Annotated in this window: 13 protein-coding genes; 8 read left to right on the top strand and 5 right to left on the bottom strand. The window is 61.0% G+C overall.

Annotated features, from left to right (window positions below; genetic code table 11):
• The first annotated feature begins 2 nt into the window (after nucleotides 1-2).
• The 7 genes from AB4P97_RS06270 (at nucleotide 3) to AB4P97_RS06240 (ending at nucleotide 7740) form a co-directional block, all read left to right on the top strand.
• Nucleotides 3-1004: a polysaccharide deacetylase family protein gene (locus AB4P97_RS06270; RefSeq protein ID WP_115146761.1), complete on the top strand. Its 1002-nt coding sequence runs from the start codon at nucleotides 3-5 to the stop codon at nucleotides 1002-1004.
• The gene (locus AB4P97_RS06265) at nucleotides 1001-2305 is read left to right on the top strand and encodes a lipopolysaccharide biosynthesis protein (RefSeq protein ID WP_042559776.1); all 1305 of its coding nucleotides are present in this window, start codon (nucleotides 1001-1003) and stop codon (nucleotides 2303-2305) included. Before AB4P97_RS06270 ends, AB4P97_RS06265 begins: the two co-directional genes overlap by 4 nt.
• A complete protein-coding gene (locus tag AB4P97_RS06260; protein WP_395602246.1) occupies nucleotides 2302-4221 on the top strand; it encodes a hypothetical protein in 1920 nt (639 codons plus the stop codon). Before AB4P97_RS06265 ends, AB4P97_RS06260 begins: the two co-directional genes overlap by 4 nt.
• A gap of 68 nt (nucleotides 4222-4289) precedes the next feature.
• The gene (locus AB4P97_RS06255) at nucleotides 4290-4979 is read left to right on the top strand and encodes an N-acetyltransferase (protein ID WP_395602911.1); all 690 of its coding nucleotides are present in this window, start codon (nucleotides 4290-4292) and stop codon (nucleotides 4977-4979) included.
• 4 nt (nucleotides 4980-4983) lie between these two features.
• Complete coding sequence (locus AB4P97_RS06250) at nucleotides 4984-6171, top strand: GNAT family N-acetyltransferase (protein WP_395602245.1); 1188 nt, start codon at nucleotides 4984-4986, stop codon at nucleotides 6169-6171.
• A complete protein-coding gene (locus AB4P97_RS06245) occupies nucleotides 6143-6934 on the top strand; it encodes a ChbG/HpnK family deacetylase (protein ID WP_395602244.1) in 792 nt (263 codons plus the stop codon). The genes AB4P97_RS06250 and AB4P97_RS06245 overlap by 29 nt, the downstream gene beginning before the upstream one ends.
• A gap of 113 nt (nucleotides 6935-7047) precedes the next feature.
• Complete coding sequence (locus AB4P97_RS06240; protein ID WP_210622484.1) at nucleotides 7048-7740, top strand: GNAT family N-acetyltransferase; 693 nt, start codon at nucleotides 7048-7050, stop codon at nucleotides 7738-7740.
• Nucleotides 7741-7878: 138 nt separating this feature from the next.
• Here AB4P97_RS06240 and AB4P97_RS06235 read toward each other — a convergent pair whose 3' ends face one another.
• Nucleotides 7879-8676, bottom strand: a complete 798-nt coding sequence (locus AB4P97_RS06235; RefSeq protein ID WP_395602243.1) for a class I SAM-dependent methyltransferase — start codon at nucleotides 8674-8676, stop codon at nucleotides 7879-7881.
• A gap of 156 nt (nucleotides 8677-8832) precedes the next feature.
• Here AB4P97_RS06235 and AB4P97_RS06230 point away from each other — a divergent pair, with 156 nt between their 5' ends.
• Nucleotides 8833-9183, top strand: coding sequence for a hypothetical protein (locus tag AB4P97_RS06230; protein ID WP_042559780.1), 351 nt, complete (start codon nucleotides 8833-8835; stop codon nucleotides 9181-9183).
• A gap of 123 nt (nucleotides 9184-9306) precedes the next feature.
• Here the strand turns inward: AB4P97_RS06230 and AB4P97_RS06225 are convergent, their stop codons facing one another.
• The 4 genes from AB4P97_RS06225 to AB4P97_RS06210 all read right to left on the bottom strand — a co-directional run bounded on the left by AB4P97_RS06225 (nucleotide 9307) and on the right by AB4P97_RS06210 (nucleotide 16229).
• Complete coding sequence (locus AB4P97_RS06225) at nucleotides 9307-10755, bottom strand: sigma-54-dependent transcriptional regulator (protein WP_395602242.1); 1449 nt, start codon at nucleotides 10753-10755, stop codon at nucleotides 9307-9309.
• Nucleotides 10724-12217, bottom strand: a complete 1494-nt coding sequence (locus tag AB4P97_RS06220; RefSeq protein WP_395602241.1) for a sensor histidine kinase — start codon at nucleotides 12215-12217, stop codon at nucleotides 10724-10726. Before AB4P97_RS06220 ends, AB4P97_RS06225 begins: the two co-directional genes overlap by 32 nt.
• Nucleotides 12218-12321: 104 nt before the next feature.
• Nucleotides 12322-13425 (bottom strand): SCO family protein, encoded by a 1104-nt coding sequence (locus AB4P97_RS06215; protein WP_395602240.1) that lies wholly within the window; start codon nucleotides 13423-13425, stop codon nucleotides 12322-12324.
• A complete protein-coding gene (locus AB4P97_RS06210; protein WP_395602239.1) occupies nucleotides 13422-16229 on the bottom strand; it encodes a multicopper oxidase domain-containing protein in 2808 nt (935 codons plus the stop codon). The genes AB4P97_RS06215 and AB4P97_RS06210 overlap by 4 nt, the downstream gene beginning before the upstream one ends.
• Nucleotides 16230-16437: the final 208 nt, after the last annotated feature.

The following is a 16437-nucleotide window of genomic DNA, read 5'->3' as shown; positions in this document are numbered from 1 at the left end:
CCATGGCGATCAAACAACTACTCAAACGCACCAGTGGCTGGCTCTATCTCAATTCGTCCGTGGGCCGCAATCAGCTGCACGGCGCCGGGGTGATCCTCATGCTGCATCGGGTGCTGGCCAATGACCGCGCCGCCGACCTGCCGCACCGCAACGAATTGTGTGTCGGCCCAAAAGCGTTCGAGCACCTGCTGGTGTGGCTGCGCAGGCATTTCGATTGCGTGCCGTTGATGGAGATTCTGCAGCCCAATTCGCTGCGCACCGAACGGCCGCGCGTTGCACTGACCTTCGACGACGGCTGGCGTGACAACGCGGTCAACGCCTTCCCGCTGCTGCAAAAACACCAGGTGCCGGCGAGCATTTTCCTCTCCACCGACTTCATCGGCAGCCACCAGCGCTTCTGGTGGGAAAGCCTGGGCGAAACACTGTGGGGCAGCCATGGCGACAAGGCGCGGATGCATTTGATTGAATGCCTGCGCGTCTGCGGTCATCCCTTACCGGTGCTGGTCGATGACATCGATGTCGACCGCCGAAGCCTGGCGCTGCTGCATTACCTGCAAAGCCTCAAGAGCCTTGCACCGCACGAGCTGGATCGCCTGACCGACGAATGCCCGCAGGACTCGCAACCGCAAGCGCTGGACTGGCATCAAGTGCGCGCACTCGAAGCTTCGGGGCTGGTGCGGTTCGGCCCGCACGGCGCCAGTCACGCGATCCTCACGGGTCTGGATGATGTGCGCCTGGACGAAGAAATCAAGCGCAGCCGCGATGCCCTGTACAACGGCTGCAATCGGCCATTACCGGTGTATTGCTACCCCAATGGCGACAACGATAAACGCGTGCGCCAACAGATTGCCGATCACGATTACCCGTTTGCGCTGGGCACCGGCACCGGCATTTATCGCGGTGAAGGCGACCCGCTGAACCTGCCGCGTTTCGGCGTCAGTCAACGCAGCGCGCGCAATCCGGAACTGCTGTCGTGGCGGATTTATCGCGGGGCACGGCCATGAGCCGCAACCACTATCTCAAACATTTGGCGCTGAGCATGGGCACCAAACTGGCGATGATCGCCCTGCGCCTGCTGCGCAACGTGTTGCTGGCGCGGATCCTCGGGCCCAGTGAGCGTGGTTTGTTTGCGCTACTGAGTACCTTGCCCGACCTGATCAGCGCGGCCACCAGTGGCGGGCTGAATTCGGCGGTCGGTTATCAAGCCGCCAAGCAACGGCCGATGGGCTTGCTGCTCGCTCAGGTGCTGGTGTTCGGCTGTCTGCTGGCGGGACTGCTGACCTTGCTGGTGGTGGCGCTGGTACGTGAGTTCGGTACTGAACTCGACATCACGATGCAACTCGGTCTGCTCGCCTGGCTGTTGCTGCTGGCAGTGCCGTTGACGGTGCTGAAAAGCGGCTTGCTGACCCTGCACAACGCTTCCGGCGGCGTGGTCGCGTTCAACGTCTTGCGCCTGACAGAATCGCTGGCGCCGCTGCTGCTGTTTCTTGCGCTGTTCTGGATGTGGAAAAGTGCTGCGCTGGAAGCGGCGCTGATCAGTTGGCTGGCCGGGATCAGTCTGGTGGTCCTGGCCGGTTGGGTCTGGCTCAAACGTGCGCAACCGATGCAGCTGCAATGGGACCGCGCCAGCCAGAACGAGCTGCTGCGCTTCAGCGCCCGCAGCCATCCGGACCTGTTGTTCCAGCAAGTGATTCTGCGCTCGGATTACCTGTTCATCGGCGCCCTGCTGGGCAGCACCGCGCTCGGCCATTACGCCATGGCCAGCGCCGCCGCCGAACTGCTGCTGATCGTTCCCGAGGCGGTGACGACGCCGCTGATGAAGCGCCTGCTGCAACAGGACGCAGGCATGGACAAAGTCACCCCGCTGGCCCTGCGCCTGACCGCCACGGTGATGCTGGGCGCCTGCCTGACCATGGCCGTGATCGGCGAATGGTTGATCATCACGCTGTTCGGCGTGGCGTATCAACCGGCCTATCCGGCGCTGCTGGCCTTGCTGCCGGGCCTGCTGGGTCTGTGCTACGCGAGCATTCTGCGCCTGGATCTGATTGGCAAGGATCGCCCCGGCACGGTGTCGTTGCTGATGGGCCTCGGCGCCCTGCTCAATCTGGCGCTGAACCTGGTGTTGATTCCGGCTTACGGCATCGTCGGCGCCGCAGCGGCATCGTCGATTGCCTATCTGGCGGTGACCGTGGCGATGCTGGTGCTCTATTGCCGTTTGAGCGGCGTTGCGTTCTGGCACACCCTGATCATCCTGCCCCGTGACGTGCTGCCGATGCTGCAGATCCTGCAACGGAAGGCCGCATGAAAGGCCTGGCCCTGCTGTTCGGCGTCAGCCTGTCGCTCGACGCCTTCGCCGCGTCGATGCGCTGGGGCGAGATTCGCGACGGCAGTCTGTACCTGCAAGCGGATCGCCCGGACACCGTGACAGTGCGCTGGGTGCCGGCATGGCAGGCCGAGGCCAATGAAGAACATCTGTATCTGCTCGACGGTCAGGGCAAGCTGCAGGGCGAACGGCTGATCAAAGCCAGCGAAACTCGCGGTTCGCAGACCTGGACTTTGCTGCCCGGGGCTGCAAGCAGTCGACTGGAAATTCCCGGCTATAGCTTTCGTGGTTATCGGATTGAACATGACGAAAAAACCGTGGCGCTGTTCGCCCCGGCCAAAGTGCATTTCAGCGCCGAAACGCGTAACGGCGACGAGTTGTATTTCAAAGTAGCCGCCGGCGAGCGCGCGGTGCTGGCCGGCAAGTTTCATGGCGGCGTCAGCGGTATGCAGGCACAGCGGGTGGGCGATAAGCAAACGCTGACGCTGGCACTGAAACCCTATCGCGCCTATTGGCAGTTCGATCAGGTCGCACTGCCGGTCAGCCAACAAGAACAAGTCTGGCGCTTGCGTTTGCAAGGGAGCGGCAAAGCGGCGTTCTGGCTCGACGGCACCGCCAACCTGTTTGCGCAAACTGCGCAGCAGCTCAAACCGCTACGCGAAGACGTCGGCCAGATTCACCTGGTTCTGCACGACAAAGTCCTCGGCCGAACGCCCGATCTGGGCATTGCCCTGCCTTATTTGATGCCGCCGCCGGCCAGTCATGCCGCGCTCGATGCGCTGAAACCGACGGCGGCGAGTTACTACAGCTTCGTCGACGTCACGGCGAAGAACCCGCATTTCGAAGACGCGTTCCGTCAGGTGTATCAGGAGCGTTTCGGCATCCGACAGGACATCACCCTGCTCGCCGGCAGCCAGCGTCAGGCCGATCTGCGCGCCGATGTACAAAGCAACAGCGGCCTCGATGCGTGGCTGGCCGGTACTCGGGCACTGGGTGGCAAAGGCACGCATTACATCGGTTTCGCCGATGAGCCGAACCTCAATTATTCGAGCTATGCGCAGTACCAGGCGATTTTCACCAGCATGGCCCGGCAAGTGCGCAGTGATCCGGCGAATGCCCGGGCCGGCGTGCGCATCGCCATGCCGGCCAGTTCACGGCTGGTCAACGGGCCGTTCGCCGACAACGCGGCGGACATGCGCGGCATCGATTGGGCGCGGCGTTTACTGAGTGAGTCCGCCGATCAGGTCGATGCGCTCGCGTGGCACGAATGGATGATCCGCGACCTGCTCGCCACCCGCGTCTACCGCGACAGCGTGCGCCGCGCTGCCGAACTGGTCGGCCTCGATGGCAATGGCCAGCCGCGCAAAGCCTTGCTGCTCGATCAGACCAATATGTCCAGCGGCTCCAGCCTCAGCCCCTACGATCAGGACACCCATTACGCATCGCTGTGGTGGGCATCAGTGGTGATCAACGCCTCGCAGGATGGTTTGCTGACGATGCTCAACTGGTTCCAGGCCGCCGATGAGCCGCAGTACCCCAAGGGCATGTTGCGAGTGCTCGGCGACGATCATTTCGAACTGAAACCGGTGGGGCTGGCCCAGCAATTCATCGCGCAGCATTGGCTGCAGCAAGTGCTGCAGCTGGACAACGATGGTTTTGAAGTCGATGTACTGGCGATGGCCGACGGCGAGCAGCGTGGCTTGCTTGGGGTGAACAAAGGCACGCGATTGCAGCGTGTGGAACTGAGCGGTGCCAGGTGCCCGTCGAACAAAGGCGCGTTGCGTTACTTCGGCGCCGACAACCGCAGCCGCGACGCACCGTTTCACTGCGAGGACGGTCGCGTGCGCTTCGCGTTGCCAGGACAAACCCTGTTCGCCCTGCACTGGAGCGCCTCATGACCGCCCTTTTGATGTTCTGCCGCGCGAGCCTTGAGCCGCGCGATGCGTCGTCATCAGGAGTGAACACCATGAAACTGCTGCGTAACCTCACTGAACATCTACGGCAGAAAGGACTCACTGCCACCGTAAAAAAAGCCTGGAACCATTACGTCTTTGCCCACCAGGAACTGCTGTGGATGGAGCGCGATCTGGCCAGCCCGGTACCGTCGCACAGCCTCAAACCTTATCCGCCATTGCGGGTGGTGAAGATCACGGCAGACAACGCCAGCGCCTTCGCCCGTTATTTCGGCGACCGCGTCGGCACCATGGCCGAACTGGCCAAGGAAGGGCATACCGGGCACATGCACCTGGACGATCAGGGCGATGCCGTGGCGTTCATCTGGGGCACCGTGCGGGACTATTTCGACCGGCATTACTACGGCTGCCTGTTCCCGGTGAATGCCGGCGAGTTCTTCGAGTTCGGCGGCGAACTGACCCGTGCCTACTGGGGCACCGAACTGTCAGTGGATGTGCAGTTGGCGCTATGGAAAGCCATGGCCGCGCAAGGCTGCGACAAAGTCGTCGACGTCTGCGAATTCCATAACATCCCGGCGCTCAAGCTGCACCTGCGCATGGGCTATACCGAACAGCAGCGGATCATGAATGTGTACATGCTGTTCGGCCGCTGGCGCTTCTACCGCGAGACCCGCTACAGCGGCTCGCGCCTGGCAGCGCTGCGCAAACCTTCCCGCCCACCCGTAACGGCCACGGTGAACTGAGCTTATGGTGATGCGATTCGAATGGCGCACTTCATTGTGCGCCGCCGATTTTCCGGCAGCGGCGTATGAAGCATTGCGCCTGCAGGTGACGGACCACACACCGTTCAACCACCTCGGTTGGTTGTGCGCGGCCGAGCAGACACTTGGCGAGCGTGAGCGCTTGCACATTCTGCTGGGTTGGGACGCGGACGAGTTGCGGCTGTGCCTGCCGTTGGTGGCGAGTCGCGAGCGCTACTTTGGCGTGCCGTTTCGGGTGCTGCATCATTTGGGCTATCCGTTGGCCGATCGACTGGCGCTGCTGTCATTGCTGGGCAGTGAGGACATGTGCAACGCCTTGGCGTTGATCCATCAGCGAGTGCCCCATGCGTTGCTGCAACTCAACGAACTGTCCGAACCTGCCGGTGAAGAAAGCGCCCTCACCGAATGGATGGCCCGCAGCTCCACGGATGAACGACGCCTGAGTTGTCGAGTGCCGGTGCACTTGATCAGTGAGGCCGATCATCAGGAAGTCTCCGGCGATCCACGCTATAAACTGCGGCGGGCGCGCAAGCGGATTGCGGCGTGTGGCGCCGAGGTACGGCGCATCGTTCCGGACGCGATGTCGATGGGCCCATTGCTGCACGCCATCAGCGAAGTTGAAGCGGTGAGCTGGAAAGGTGACGAAGGTGTCGGCATTTTTGCCAGTGATCGAAGTCGGCAACTGATCGAGCGCGCCTTCATCGCCCTCGCCGGCCAAGGCCTGGTGCGGCTGGTCACGCTGGAGCTGAACGGGCGTTGCATCAGCTATCGCCTCGGCCTGCTCGAACAGGGCCGGCTCTACGATTACAACCTCGCCTTCCTGCCGCAATACGCTGATCTGGGCAGTGGCCGGGTGTTGCTGGAGGAATGGATTCGCTGGGGTCTGGACGAGCATTGGCGCTGGATCGATGCCTCGCGCGTGAGCCTGGAAAACTCCAGCCATCAACTGCATGAACGCATGACCGGGCAACTGGAGCACTGGCGCTGGAGTTTCTATTCCTGGCGGCCCAGTGGCCTGACGCTGGGCCTGGCGTTGCGCCTGTGGCATCGACTCAAACCGACCGTGCAACAGTGGCGAGCCCGACGCGCGGCCAAACCCGTTGCACCCACCGTCAAACCTGTCGCGATCACCCCGGAGGGCGAACATGCCTCGCCAAGTCATAGTCAACGCTGACGATTTCGGCCTCAGCGCGAACGAGAACGCGGTGATCTTCGCGGCGTTTCAGGCCGGGATCATCAGTTCCGCCACCGCCATGGCCAACATGCCGGCGTTCGAAGCGGCCTGCGCCATGGCCCGGCATCCCGCGCTGGCGGGCCGGATCGGCTTGCACTTCAACCTGACTTACGGGCGCCCCCTGAGCCAGAGGATTGTCACGCGCCAAACGTTTTGCGACAGCCACGGCGTGTTCGACCTCAGCCTCGCGCGTCACAGCCTGCGGCTCAGTCGTGAGGATCGCGACGCGGTGCACGATGAGTTGCAGGCGCAATGGCAACGTTGTGTCGACCACGGCATGCGGCCGAGCCATATCGATTCGCACCAGCATGTGCACAACATCTGGCCAATCGGCGAGATCGTCGCCCGCTTCGCCGCGCATCAAGGTGTACCGATTCGCCTGGCGCGCAATCTGGGGCAAAACCTCAACCTGGCCAAACGCGTGTTCAAAGGTTTGCTCAATTGGCGCTTGCACAGTCTGACCGGGATCACCGCCGATTACGTCTGCACGCCGGTGGATCTGCGCAGCGACAGCGTGCCGACCGATGGCGTGCTGGAGATCGTCGCGCATCCCACACAACTCGGGGCTGATTTCGGCGATGCCTATCTCGCCCCCCAGGAGTCTCTGAGCCTTGTGCTAGAGCATCGGTTGACCGGCATTGCGCGGGTTTCCTATGCCGATCTGAACAAGGAGTTTGCACGCGGTACGGCAGCACTCGATTGAGTTACATAACTTGCAATCCTTCGAAAATGGCACTTTGAAATGAATTGAAAGGCTTGATCTATACCCATCCAAGCATCATCCACAACACCCTGGCTCCGGCCTCGGAGGGCATCATGAGCGTGATCGAAAAACTACAAGAACGCATCCGGCAAAAAGGCCTCGGGCGCACCTTCAGCACGTTGTGGAAACGTTACGTGTTCTTTCACTGGGAATTGTTGTGGATGGAGCGCGACCTGGTCAGCCCGGTGCCGCCGCACAAGCTGCGGCCCTATGAAGGCCTGCGCAAGGTCGACATCACGCCGCAGAACGCCGGGGCGTTCGCCAAGCACTTTGGTGATCGCGTGGAAACCATGGCCGAACTGGCCGCCGAAGGTCACACCGGGCACATGTACCTCGATGCGGACGGCCATGCGGTGGGCTTCATCTGGGGGAGCATTCGCGATTATCACGACCGCCACTATTACGGCTGCGTGTTCAAGGTTTTACCCGGCGAGTTCTTCGAATTCGGTGGCGAAATGATCCGCGCCTATTTCGGCAGCAGCCTGTCGGTGGACGTGCAAGTCGCCCTCTGGGAAGCCATGGCTGCGCAGGGCTGCAACAAAGTGGTCGACGTTTGCGAAACCCACAACATCCCGGCGCTGAAGCTGCACATCCGCATGGGCTACCACGAGCAGGGACGCGTCACTCACGTTTACTGCTTGTTCGGCCGCTGGAAATTCTTCCGCGAAACCCGTTATGAGGGCTCACGGCTTGACCCATTGCGCAAACCGGGGCGGCCGACCGTGAGCGCGGCGGCGGGGGCTTGATTCAGCTCTGAAATATTGTGGCGATCATGAGGCCGCCTTCGCGAGCGGGCTCGCTCCCACACTGGATGTGCGTCATGCACGCATTCAATGTGGGAGCGAGCCTGCTCGCGAAGAGGCCATTTGTCACAATGGAAAACTTCAGGCCTTGGTGGCAACCAGGGTGAAACACATCGGCAACTGCGCTTGCTGGTTCAGGTATTGGTCGTACAACTCTTCCCGATTCGAATGCGCATATTCCTTGAAGTGCGCAATGTTCAGCCCTACCCCGATGGCTCCGCTGAAGATCGCGCCGAGGTTGTGCACGAACCAGTAGGATTTCGCCGCCTGCTGTTCGACCTTGCCGACATAGACGATCGGCTCTTCCTGCACGAACGGCTCTGCGCGGAAGTACGAAGTCGCGAGGCGATACGGGTCTTCGCCGTCAGGATCGACCATTTCCAGAAACGGATGGGTTTCGTAGATCACCAGTTGTCCGCCCGGTTTCAGAACCTGCGCGACGTGGCGGAAAAATTCGCCAATGTCGGGCATCCAGTTCAGCACGCCGATAGTGATCAGCGCGACGTCGAAGCGGTTGTGCAACGTCGCCGGCAGGTGATGGATATCGCTTTCGATGAATTCAGCACTGTGCGGTGAACGCTTGTTCAGCTCACGCGCCTGTTCGAGGAACGCCGCCGATTGATCGACACCGACCACACTGCGCGCACCCAGAGCGAACAGCGACAGGCTTTCGCGGCCGTTGTTGCAGCCCAGTTGAATCACGTCTTTACCGTCGACCGCCAGCAATCCGCTCAAAGTCTCATCAAGACAGGAGAAGTCCGCCTGAGCGACTTCGCTGAGCAGCGCCTGCCAGTCAGGCGAATCCTGATGGTGACGGGCGGAATCGTTCCACGCCTGCCGATTGCTTTCGATGGCGGTTTTATTGTTTGGCACTTCCATGGCGCACTCCGGACGATGCTCGTGATTGAGCGGATCCGAGTCTAGATCAGCCCGCCAGTTGCGGTTGTTGCAAACTTGTAAGCCAACGCTGTAGGACCTGCCGCAGGGCAGCTATAGTTAATAGCCTTGGGGAAAACCGCACTCGCAGGTGCCGCCATGCAAATGTTCGAACGGCTGTTGTTGACCGGTTGTCTGCTCGCCGCCACACAGGCGCACGCGCTGGACAGCAATTTCATCTACTACGGGCCGAACCAGCCCTTCGCCCACCCCGCTCCGCCGTCGTTGTCCGCGCAGCCGCCACGGCCGTTTGATGACACCGCGCCGCAGGATTTCGTGGTCATCCCGGATCGCCACGTGTTTCGCGATTCGCAACTGCCGACCGTGGCGGATGCGACGGTGCGGGTGTTTGTCCGCACGTACGATGCCGAGCGTGGGATTTATGTGAATGATGAGGTGCTGGATCCGACGTGCCTGTTGGCTTGCCTCGCCCCACCGAATCAACACTAAACCCTGTGGGAGCCGGGCTTGCCCGCGATGACGGAGTGTCAGTCGCCATATCAGTTGACTGACAGGACGCCTTCGCGGGCAAGCCCGCTCCCACAGGGTTTTGTGGTGCCCAAAGCTCACCGGTTACCACTGGCGTTTGTCCGGTCGGGCCAGGCCTAACTTTTCAATGCGATAACGCAGCATGTCGCGGCTCAGGCCCAGCAAGCGGGCGGACTTGGTGACGTTCCAGTCGGTCTTGTCGAGCATTTTGCGCACCATGTCGCGCTCGACTTCCGGCAGGTTCATCGACTCCATGTTGCTGGCCGGACGCGGCTCGTAATGCGGCGCCGGTTCGTAATGCTGATGCTGATGCTGATGCTGCGGCGGCAACTCGTCGCACAGGCTCATACAGACATTCAACTGATGCGCGGCGATGGTGTCGTTCGGCGCCAGTAGCACGGTTTGCTCAAGCATGTTGCGCAACTCGCGCACGTTGCCCGGCCAGGTGTAACTGAGCAGCAACTCTTCGGCCTGATCACTGAAATGCAGATGCGGTTTGCCATAGCGCTTGCCATGGCTGGCGAGGAAGTGCCGGGCCAGCAGCAAGATGTCTTCGCCACGAGCGTGCAGACGCGGGACCTTGATCGAAATGATCCGCAACCGGAAGAACAGATCCCGCCGGAATTTACCCTGCTGCACCATTTGCTCAAGGTTGCAGTTGGTCGCGCTGATCACCCGCAAATTGACTTTGCGCTCCTTCACCGAACCCACACGACGAATGGTGCGATCTTCCAGCAGCTTCAAGAGCTTGGCCTGCAACAGCAGGTCCATTTCGCCGACTTCATCGAGAAACAGCGTGCCGCCGTCCGCCGCTTCCACCAGCCCGACCCGCCGATCCTTGGCGTCGGTGAACGCGCCTTTCTCGTGACCGAACAGTTCCGACTCGACCAGATTCGACGGGATCGACGCGCAGTTGAATTCAATAAACGGGCCTTTGCTGCGCGGGCCGTCGAAGTGCAATGCACGGGCCACCAATTCTTTGCCGGTGCCGGTTTCGCCTTCAACCAGTACCGGCGGCAGATCGGTGTTGGCCATGCGACGTTCGGCGTCGAGCAACTGCCCGATGGTGTTCTTCAAGTACTGCATCGGCGCTGATTCGCCGATCAACGCCTGCACTCCGGATTTCTGTGCCTCGCGGTCCTGATAGAACGATAGCGTACGCTCCATCCGCTCGGTGGCCAGGGCCTTGTCGAGCAGCAGTTTGAGTTCCGGCAACGCCACCGGTTTGGTGACGTAATGAAAGGCGCCCTCCTTCATCGCCACCACGGCATCTTCGACGTTGCCGTAGCCGGTCATCATGATCACTTTGAGATCCGGCGCGCTGATGCGCAGCTTCTGGATCAGGTCGTGTCCACTCATGCCCGGCAGCGAGTTGTCGGTCAGCACGATGTCGGGCATAAAGGTTTCAATTTGCCCCAGCGCGTCTTCAGCCGAATGGCAGACAGTCACCTCGAAGTCTTTGCGCTCCAGGTAGGTCTGAATATTGTCGGCCAACAGTTCGTCATCCTCGACCAGCAGAATGCTGTGTTCCATATTCCCCTCCCGATGCCACTTTAAAGTTGAGACTGACGCGGGTTCCCTCCTGCTCGCGGCTGGTCAAGACGACCGAACCCTGAAAGCGCTCCATGATTCTTCTGACCAATGCAAGACCGACGCCAAGTCCGCCCTGCTTGGTGGTAAAAAACGGTTTGAACACCAACAGTTGCTGTTGCGCGCTCATGCCTTTGCCAGTGTCGCTCAGGGTCATGCGCACCTGATGGGGCTGGGGCGTTTCGATTTCGACCGTTAACACCCCGCCCTTGGGCATCGCCTCCAGGGCATTGGCAAACAGGCTGTTGAGAATTTGCGTGAGCAGCACCTGCTGACTGACGATGGGCGGGCAATCTTGCGGGGCGAATCGCACGACAACCCCGTTGCGTCGAATCAGCGCCTCGAACGCGCCGAGGGTGTCTTCGACCGTCGCGAGCAAATCCACCGCTTCACCGTCGTCACTCATCGGCCGTAACGACACCAGCAACTCGCGCACCCAGCGTGACATGCGATCAACCTGGCTGATGATGTCGCCGATATTGCGCTGGGCGCCGTCGCTGGCGACTTCCTGAGCCAGTTCGGCGCTGGAGCGAATGGTCGCCAACGGGTTACGCAAACTGTGCGCCACCGCCGAGGACATTTCCCCCAGCGCGACAAAGGTTTCGTTGCTGATCAGTTGCTGCTGCTGGCTCTGCAGCAGCGTGGCGGCGCGGCGGACGATCCAGAACAGCGCGAGATAAATCGCTGCGCCGCCGAGCAGCGTCGCCACCCAGATCGAGGCGAATCCACGGTCGATCCGGTCGACCAGATCCGACGGTTCCTTGTAGATCTCGACCATGGCGACGACTTTGCTTTGGTCGGCATTGAACATCGGGATGTAGTTCTCGATGAACAGGTATTTCGGCTCGCGCGACATCCGCTGCTCAGGCTTCTCGTCGTCGATTTTGTGGTAGCTGGAGGCTACCGGGACTTTCATTTCGAACGACTCGTCCAGCTCTTCATCGTCTTCAATCCTGACGTTGATCAGCTCCGGGTTGGTTGACCAGATGATCGTGCGATCGAGTGCATAAACGGTGGCCAGCAGAACGTCGGGCAAATGTTCGACATGATCGAGAAACTCAATGCGCGCCGCAGCTTGCACCCCCGGATTGACGTCGGGGTAACTGTTGTCTTCGCGTGGGTCGAGCATTTCGCCCATGGTGCGGTTCGGATTGATTTTGGCGTGACGCATCTCGGCTGCGCCGATGGCCTGGACGAATTGCGCGGTGAGCAGCGCATCACGCTCAACGCTTTCGGTGACCACGAAACGCGTGGAGATATAGCCCAACCCCAGCGCTACGGCCGCGATGATCAGAAAACTGCCAAGCGAAAACCAGCGCAGCAAATTGAACTGCCCGCGCCAGCCTCTGCTGGCCTCTGCCGTTGCGCTCGGAGTCGATATTTTTTGTGATTCCAGTCGCTGCATGGACGTGCCCTGGAGTGCATGTATCAAATAGGTTGCGGCCGCCGGTACGTGTGAGTGTAGGTGGCAATGACCGCAACACACGGTTCAATGATGCTAATTTGCCGCTATTGCATACGGCTCACCGTTGCGCCTGAGGAACCTGGCTTTACAGGCGTTGACACACCGTCGGCGATCGGATGAACGGTGGAGTGCTGACGCTCGGTTTCGTCGTCCAGATAATCAATGATCGACTGCGCCGACAGCTCGTCCAGGCGCAGGTTAGGCATCGAAATACGCTGGTATTGTTCGAACAGTTGCAGGACTATCGGGTCTTTCTCCGCCAGCATCCGATCCGGTTCGCGGATCCAGCGATTGAGCCAGACCGGGTCACGCTGACGGGTCACGCCGAGCAGATCCGGGCCGATATTGCGCATGCCGATGCCCTCGCCATCCTGTGGGCCGAGGCTATGACAGGAAGCGCAGCGGGTGCGGAACAGTTCTTCGCCGCTGCTCGGCGGGCGGATTTGTGGCGCATCGGCGTAACTTTGTTCGACGCTGGCCTGCTTCCAGTTCTGCAAGGTGTTGGCCAGTTGATCGGCGAGAATCCACGGGTTTTCAAAAGGCGAGGCTTTCATCCAGCGCCCGGTGGTCTGGTTGCCGACGATCAGACTCAGGTTGTGATCCTTGGCACGGCCGTTGTCGACGCCGTCGATGAACAGCCCGAGTTTTTTGCGCAATTGGGTGACATCGGTGAACTCGCCGGTGAGAAACTTCCAGCCAGGCCCGACCTTGAATCGTTGAGCGTAGGCCTTGAGCACTTCGGGCGTATCGCTGAGCGGGTCGATGCTGATCGAGTAAAAGAAGATGTCCTGTCCGACCCGCTCTCCCAGCAGTTGCTGCACTTGGCGCAAACGTGCGGTTTCCAGTGGGCAGGAGTCGCTGCACGAGGTGAAGATAAAATTGATCACCACCACTTTGTCTTTGATCAGGTCATCGAAAAAATGCACCTGCTGACCGTCCTGATCGGTCAGCAGGGTATTGGGGAAATAGTCGCCACCCCATGGGGTGGCGGATTCGCTGGTCGCTGCCATTGCGTCGACGCTGGCCTGATGCGCGAGCAGCACGCGGCTGCCGAGCACGCAGGCCACCAGCACCAGCACCAGGTGCATGCCCAGCGCCCGGGAGCGCGGGATATGCACCGGTTGGCTGTCACCGTGCCGACGGTTCATGGCTTGACCACCACTTGCGGGCCGAAGCCGTCGCCAGTACGGAAGGTCGGCAGCGCGGCGGAGTTGACGTAGCGCACGCCATCCCAGCTCGGCAGTGGGGTCGGCATCAGTTGCAGTTGACCGGGTTTTTCCAGGTCCCAACGCAGCAGCATCGAGTTGTCCTCGTGTTGCGTGTTGTGACAGTGCTCCATGTACGTCCCGGCAAATTCGCGGAAGTTGATCGCCATCTCCACGCTGTCCAGCCCGTCGTTTTCCGAACCGATGCGATAGACGTCCTTGCGTGCCCATTTTTCCCATTCCGGCGGGGCTTTACCGCCCCGACTGAGGATGATCCCCTCCTCGAAATGCACGTGCACCGGATGGCTCCAGCCCTTGCCGCCAGCCTTGATGTTCCACACCTCGAGGGTGCCGAACCCGGCTATACCGGCATCGGTCGGGCCGCTGGCCAGTTTGGTCGAGGCGTTGAGTCGGCGCGGGTCCATGTGGAAGCCGAAACCGCCATCGGTCTTGACCGTCCACGGCGCCAGATCGGTGCCATCGGTACGGCCGAACGTGAAGGTGCGGTGACGGGCATTGGCCAGCAGCGCCTTGTCGGCCGCGTTGTCGCGGTGGATCTTCAGCGGGATCATCACCATGCCTTCGGCCTTGCCCGGTTTGGCCGGTTCGTAAGCTGCCGGGTCCATGGCCAGATCCTGACCAGTGAACGCCTTGACGTTGAACTGCAAGACTTTGCCCACCGCCGGATCGCCTTTGTCCCACTGCGGGCCTTTGCTGGTCTGCTTGATCACTGCCAGATATTTCTCGGAGAGCACGTCGGCCAGCGGGACCACTTCTTTGGGACCTTTGCCGTCGTCGTGCGCCTGCAGGTTGACGAAGAACAGCTTGTCGCCGGGCTTGATGCCGTTTTTGCCGAAGTTGACGATGATGTCGAAGCGCTCGGCGATGCCCTGGGTCGGCAGAATCGCGTTGTGGTTCTGTTTGTCGCCATCGGCGTCCAGATCCATCGAGCCGTCGAACGGCACGCTGTGCTCCATGATGTTGCCGTCGTTGGCGATCATGTGAAACGGCACGCGGCTATAGGAAACACCGGTGTTTTTCGGCCCTGGGTATTCGCCGCTGGTGCCCTTGATTTCGCGCACCAGCGCGAGTTTGAAGTAGCGCGACACCGAGCCGTTGAGGATGCGCAGGCGATAGCTGCGCGCACGCACGTCGAGGGCCGGTTTCCACTGCCAGTTGACCAGCATCTGATCACCGATGAAGCCGTCAGTGTTGAACGGGTTGAACCACAACTGACCTTGCTGATCCCAGGCCTTGTCGGCGAACACCAGGTTGACGTCGTAGTCGCGGTTGCCCCACGGCAAGGCGCTGCCGCTGGGCAGGCGCAGGTTGACCCCATCGTTCACCGATTCGTTGCCGCGATCGAGCGCGCTGTAGTAGTTCATCATCGCCGCGTTGCCCTTGTAGACGTTCTGCGCGGTGAAATCGAGCATGTGATCGTGGAACCAGTGGGTGCTCATGGTTTCGCGCCAGTCACCACGGATCTTGATGGTGCCGTGGTCGCAGGTCTTTTTCCCTGGTTGCAGGTCGTTGACCCACAGGGTTTCGCCCGGTGCGCAGGGGAACGCTGCGCGCGGGTCTTCAGCCTTGGTGTTGATGCTGTCGTAACCGGCGAGCTGGATCGGCCAGCGATAGTCGTAGAACTGGCCGGGAAAGAAAAACGCGTTGGCATAGCCGTCGCTTTCCGCTGGTGCATGGCCGTTGTGTTCGTGGGTGCTGATGGTGTGCAGACCAAAACCACGGTTCGCCGAAGGGTCGATCGGCAAGCCGTTGTAGTGACGCATCAGCACCGGTTGGCCGTAACGCACCATCAACAGTTTGGGCGGCAGCGTGCCGTCGAACGTCCAGACCGAGTTGTGGTTTTGCGCGGGCATGGCCGGGTGGAAACGCGGGTCGACGCCTTTGGCGGTGCCATCGGTCAGCGCTACGCCGGCGACGTTGTGATACAGGCCACCGGGGCCGAATTCGCCCACGGCGTAACCGTGCATTTGTCGACTGTCACGCAGGCCGCCGTTGAGGCGCGCACCGGTCTGCACGGTTTTGTAGGCGACTTGCGGGTAGAACTCGTTCCAGCGCTGGTGGGACCAGCCTTTGCCCGGTGGCCGGCCTTCGGCGGACGAACCGATATGGCGGTTGAGGAATACTTCGATCTGCGCCTGCCACGGATTGCGGTCGATCACGTTGGCGAACTGGCTGGGAAACGGTGTCAGCCCCGGTTGGCGCAAGAACGCGTCGAGTGCGATGCCGGGTGGCGCACTGCGCGCGATGTTGTTCGGATCCTGCGCCGGTGCCGGGCCAATCGCTGCCGGCGGAAAGCCGAGCGGCGCAGCCGGGGTGGTCGGATCGAGTTTTTCCGGGCCGAACTCTTCGAACAACACCAGTTGCTGAGTAAACGGCTGCGCACCGTAAAGCGGGCTCGGCTTGCCGTTGGTGGGGTAGTTGAAACTGGTTTGCACGGTGGGCGGCAGGATGTTTTCCGCGCGCGGCGTTTCCCGTGAACCTTTGACGCCGTCGGGCAGATCGAAGGAGTCTTCGTTGGCCTCGGGCAGGGTCAGCAGATTGTTGAGGGCGCCGGCGCGGTCTTCAGGCTCGTCATAATAAGACGAAGGGTCGGAAGGCTCGGGCTGGTTTTCGTCATCAATCGGACTCGCTCCAAGTCCACCGACATGGCCCAGGGTCAACATCAGGAAGACGCTCAACGGCGTCAGCAGGAACAGCTTGTCGGGGTAGCGCGTCGTTCTGTCCATCACCAGCCGCCTCATTCGGGAAGGGGTGATGGTGTTTTGCAACTACTGCGCCAATAAATTATTTCCAGTTGTAACAGGCATTTGGAAGCGCTGGGGTATTCCCCACTCCCCGGCGACTGGGGCTTGACACCCATTGATGGGGGAAGTTCATAAATTTTTGCGGCGTCTATAAACCTGTGCAGCCGCTGCCGAACACGGCCCGAGCCTT

It is taken from the genome of Pseudomonas sp. A1230 (assembly GCF_044218825.1).
Lineage (GTDB): Bacteria > Pseudomonadota > Gammaproteobacteria > Pseudomonadales > Pseudomonadaceae > Aquipseudomonas > Aquipseudomonas iridis.
This window is presented reverse-complemented; position numbering and strand designations above follow the sequence as displayed.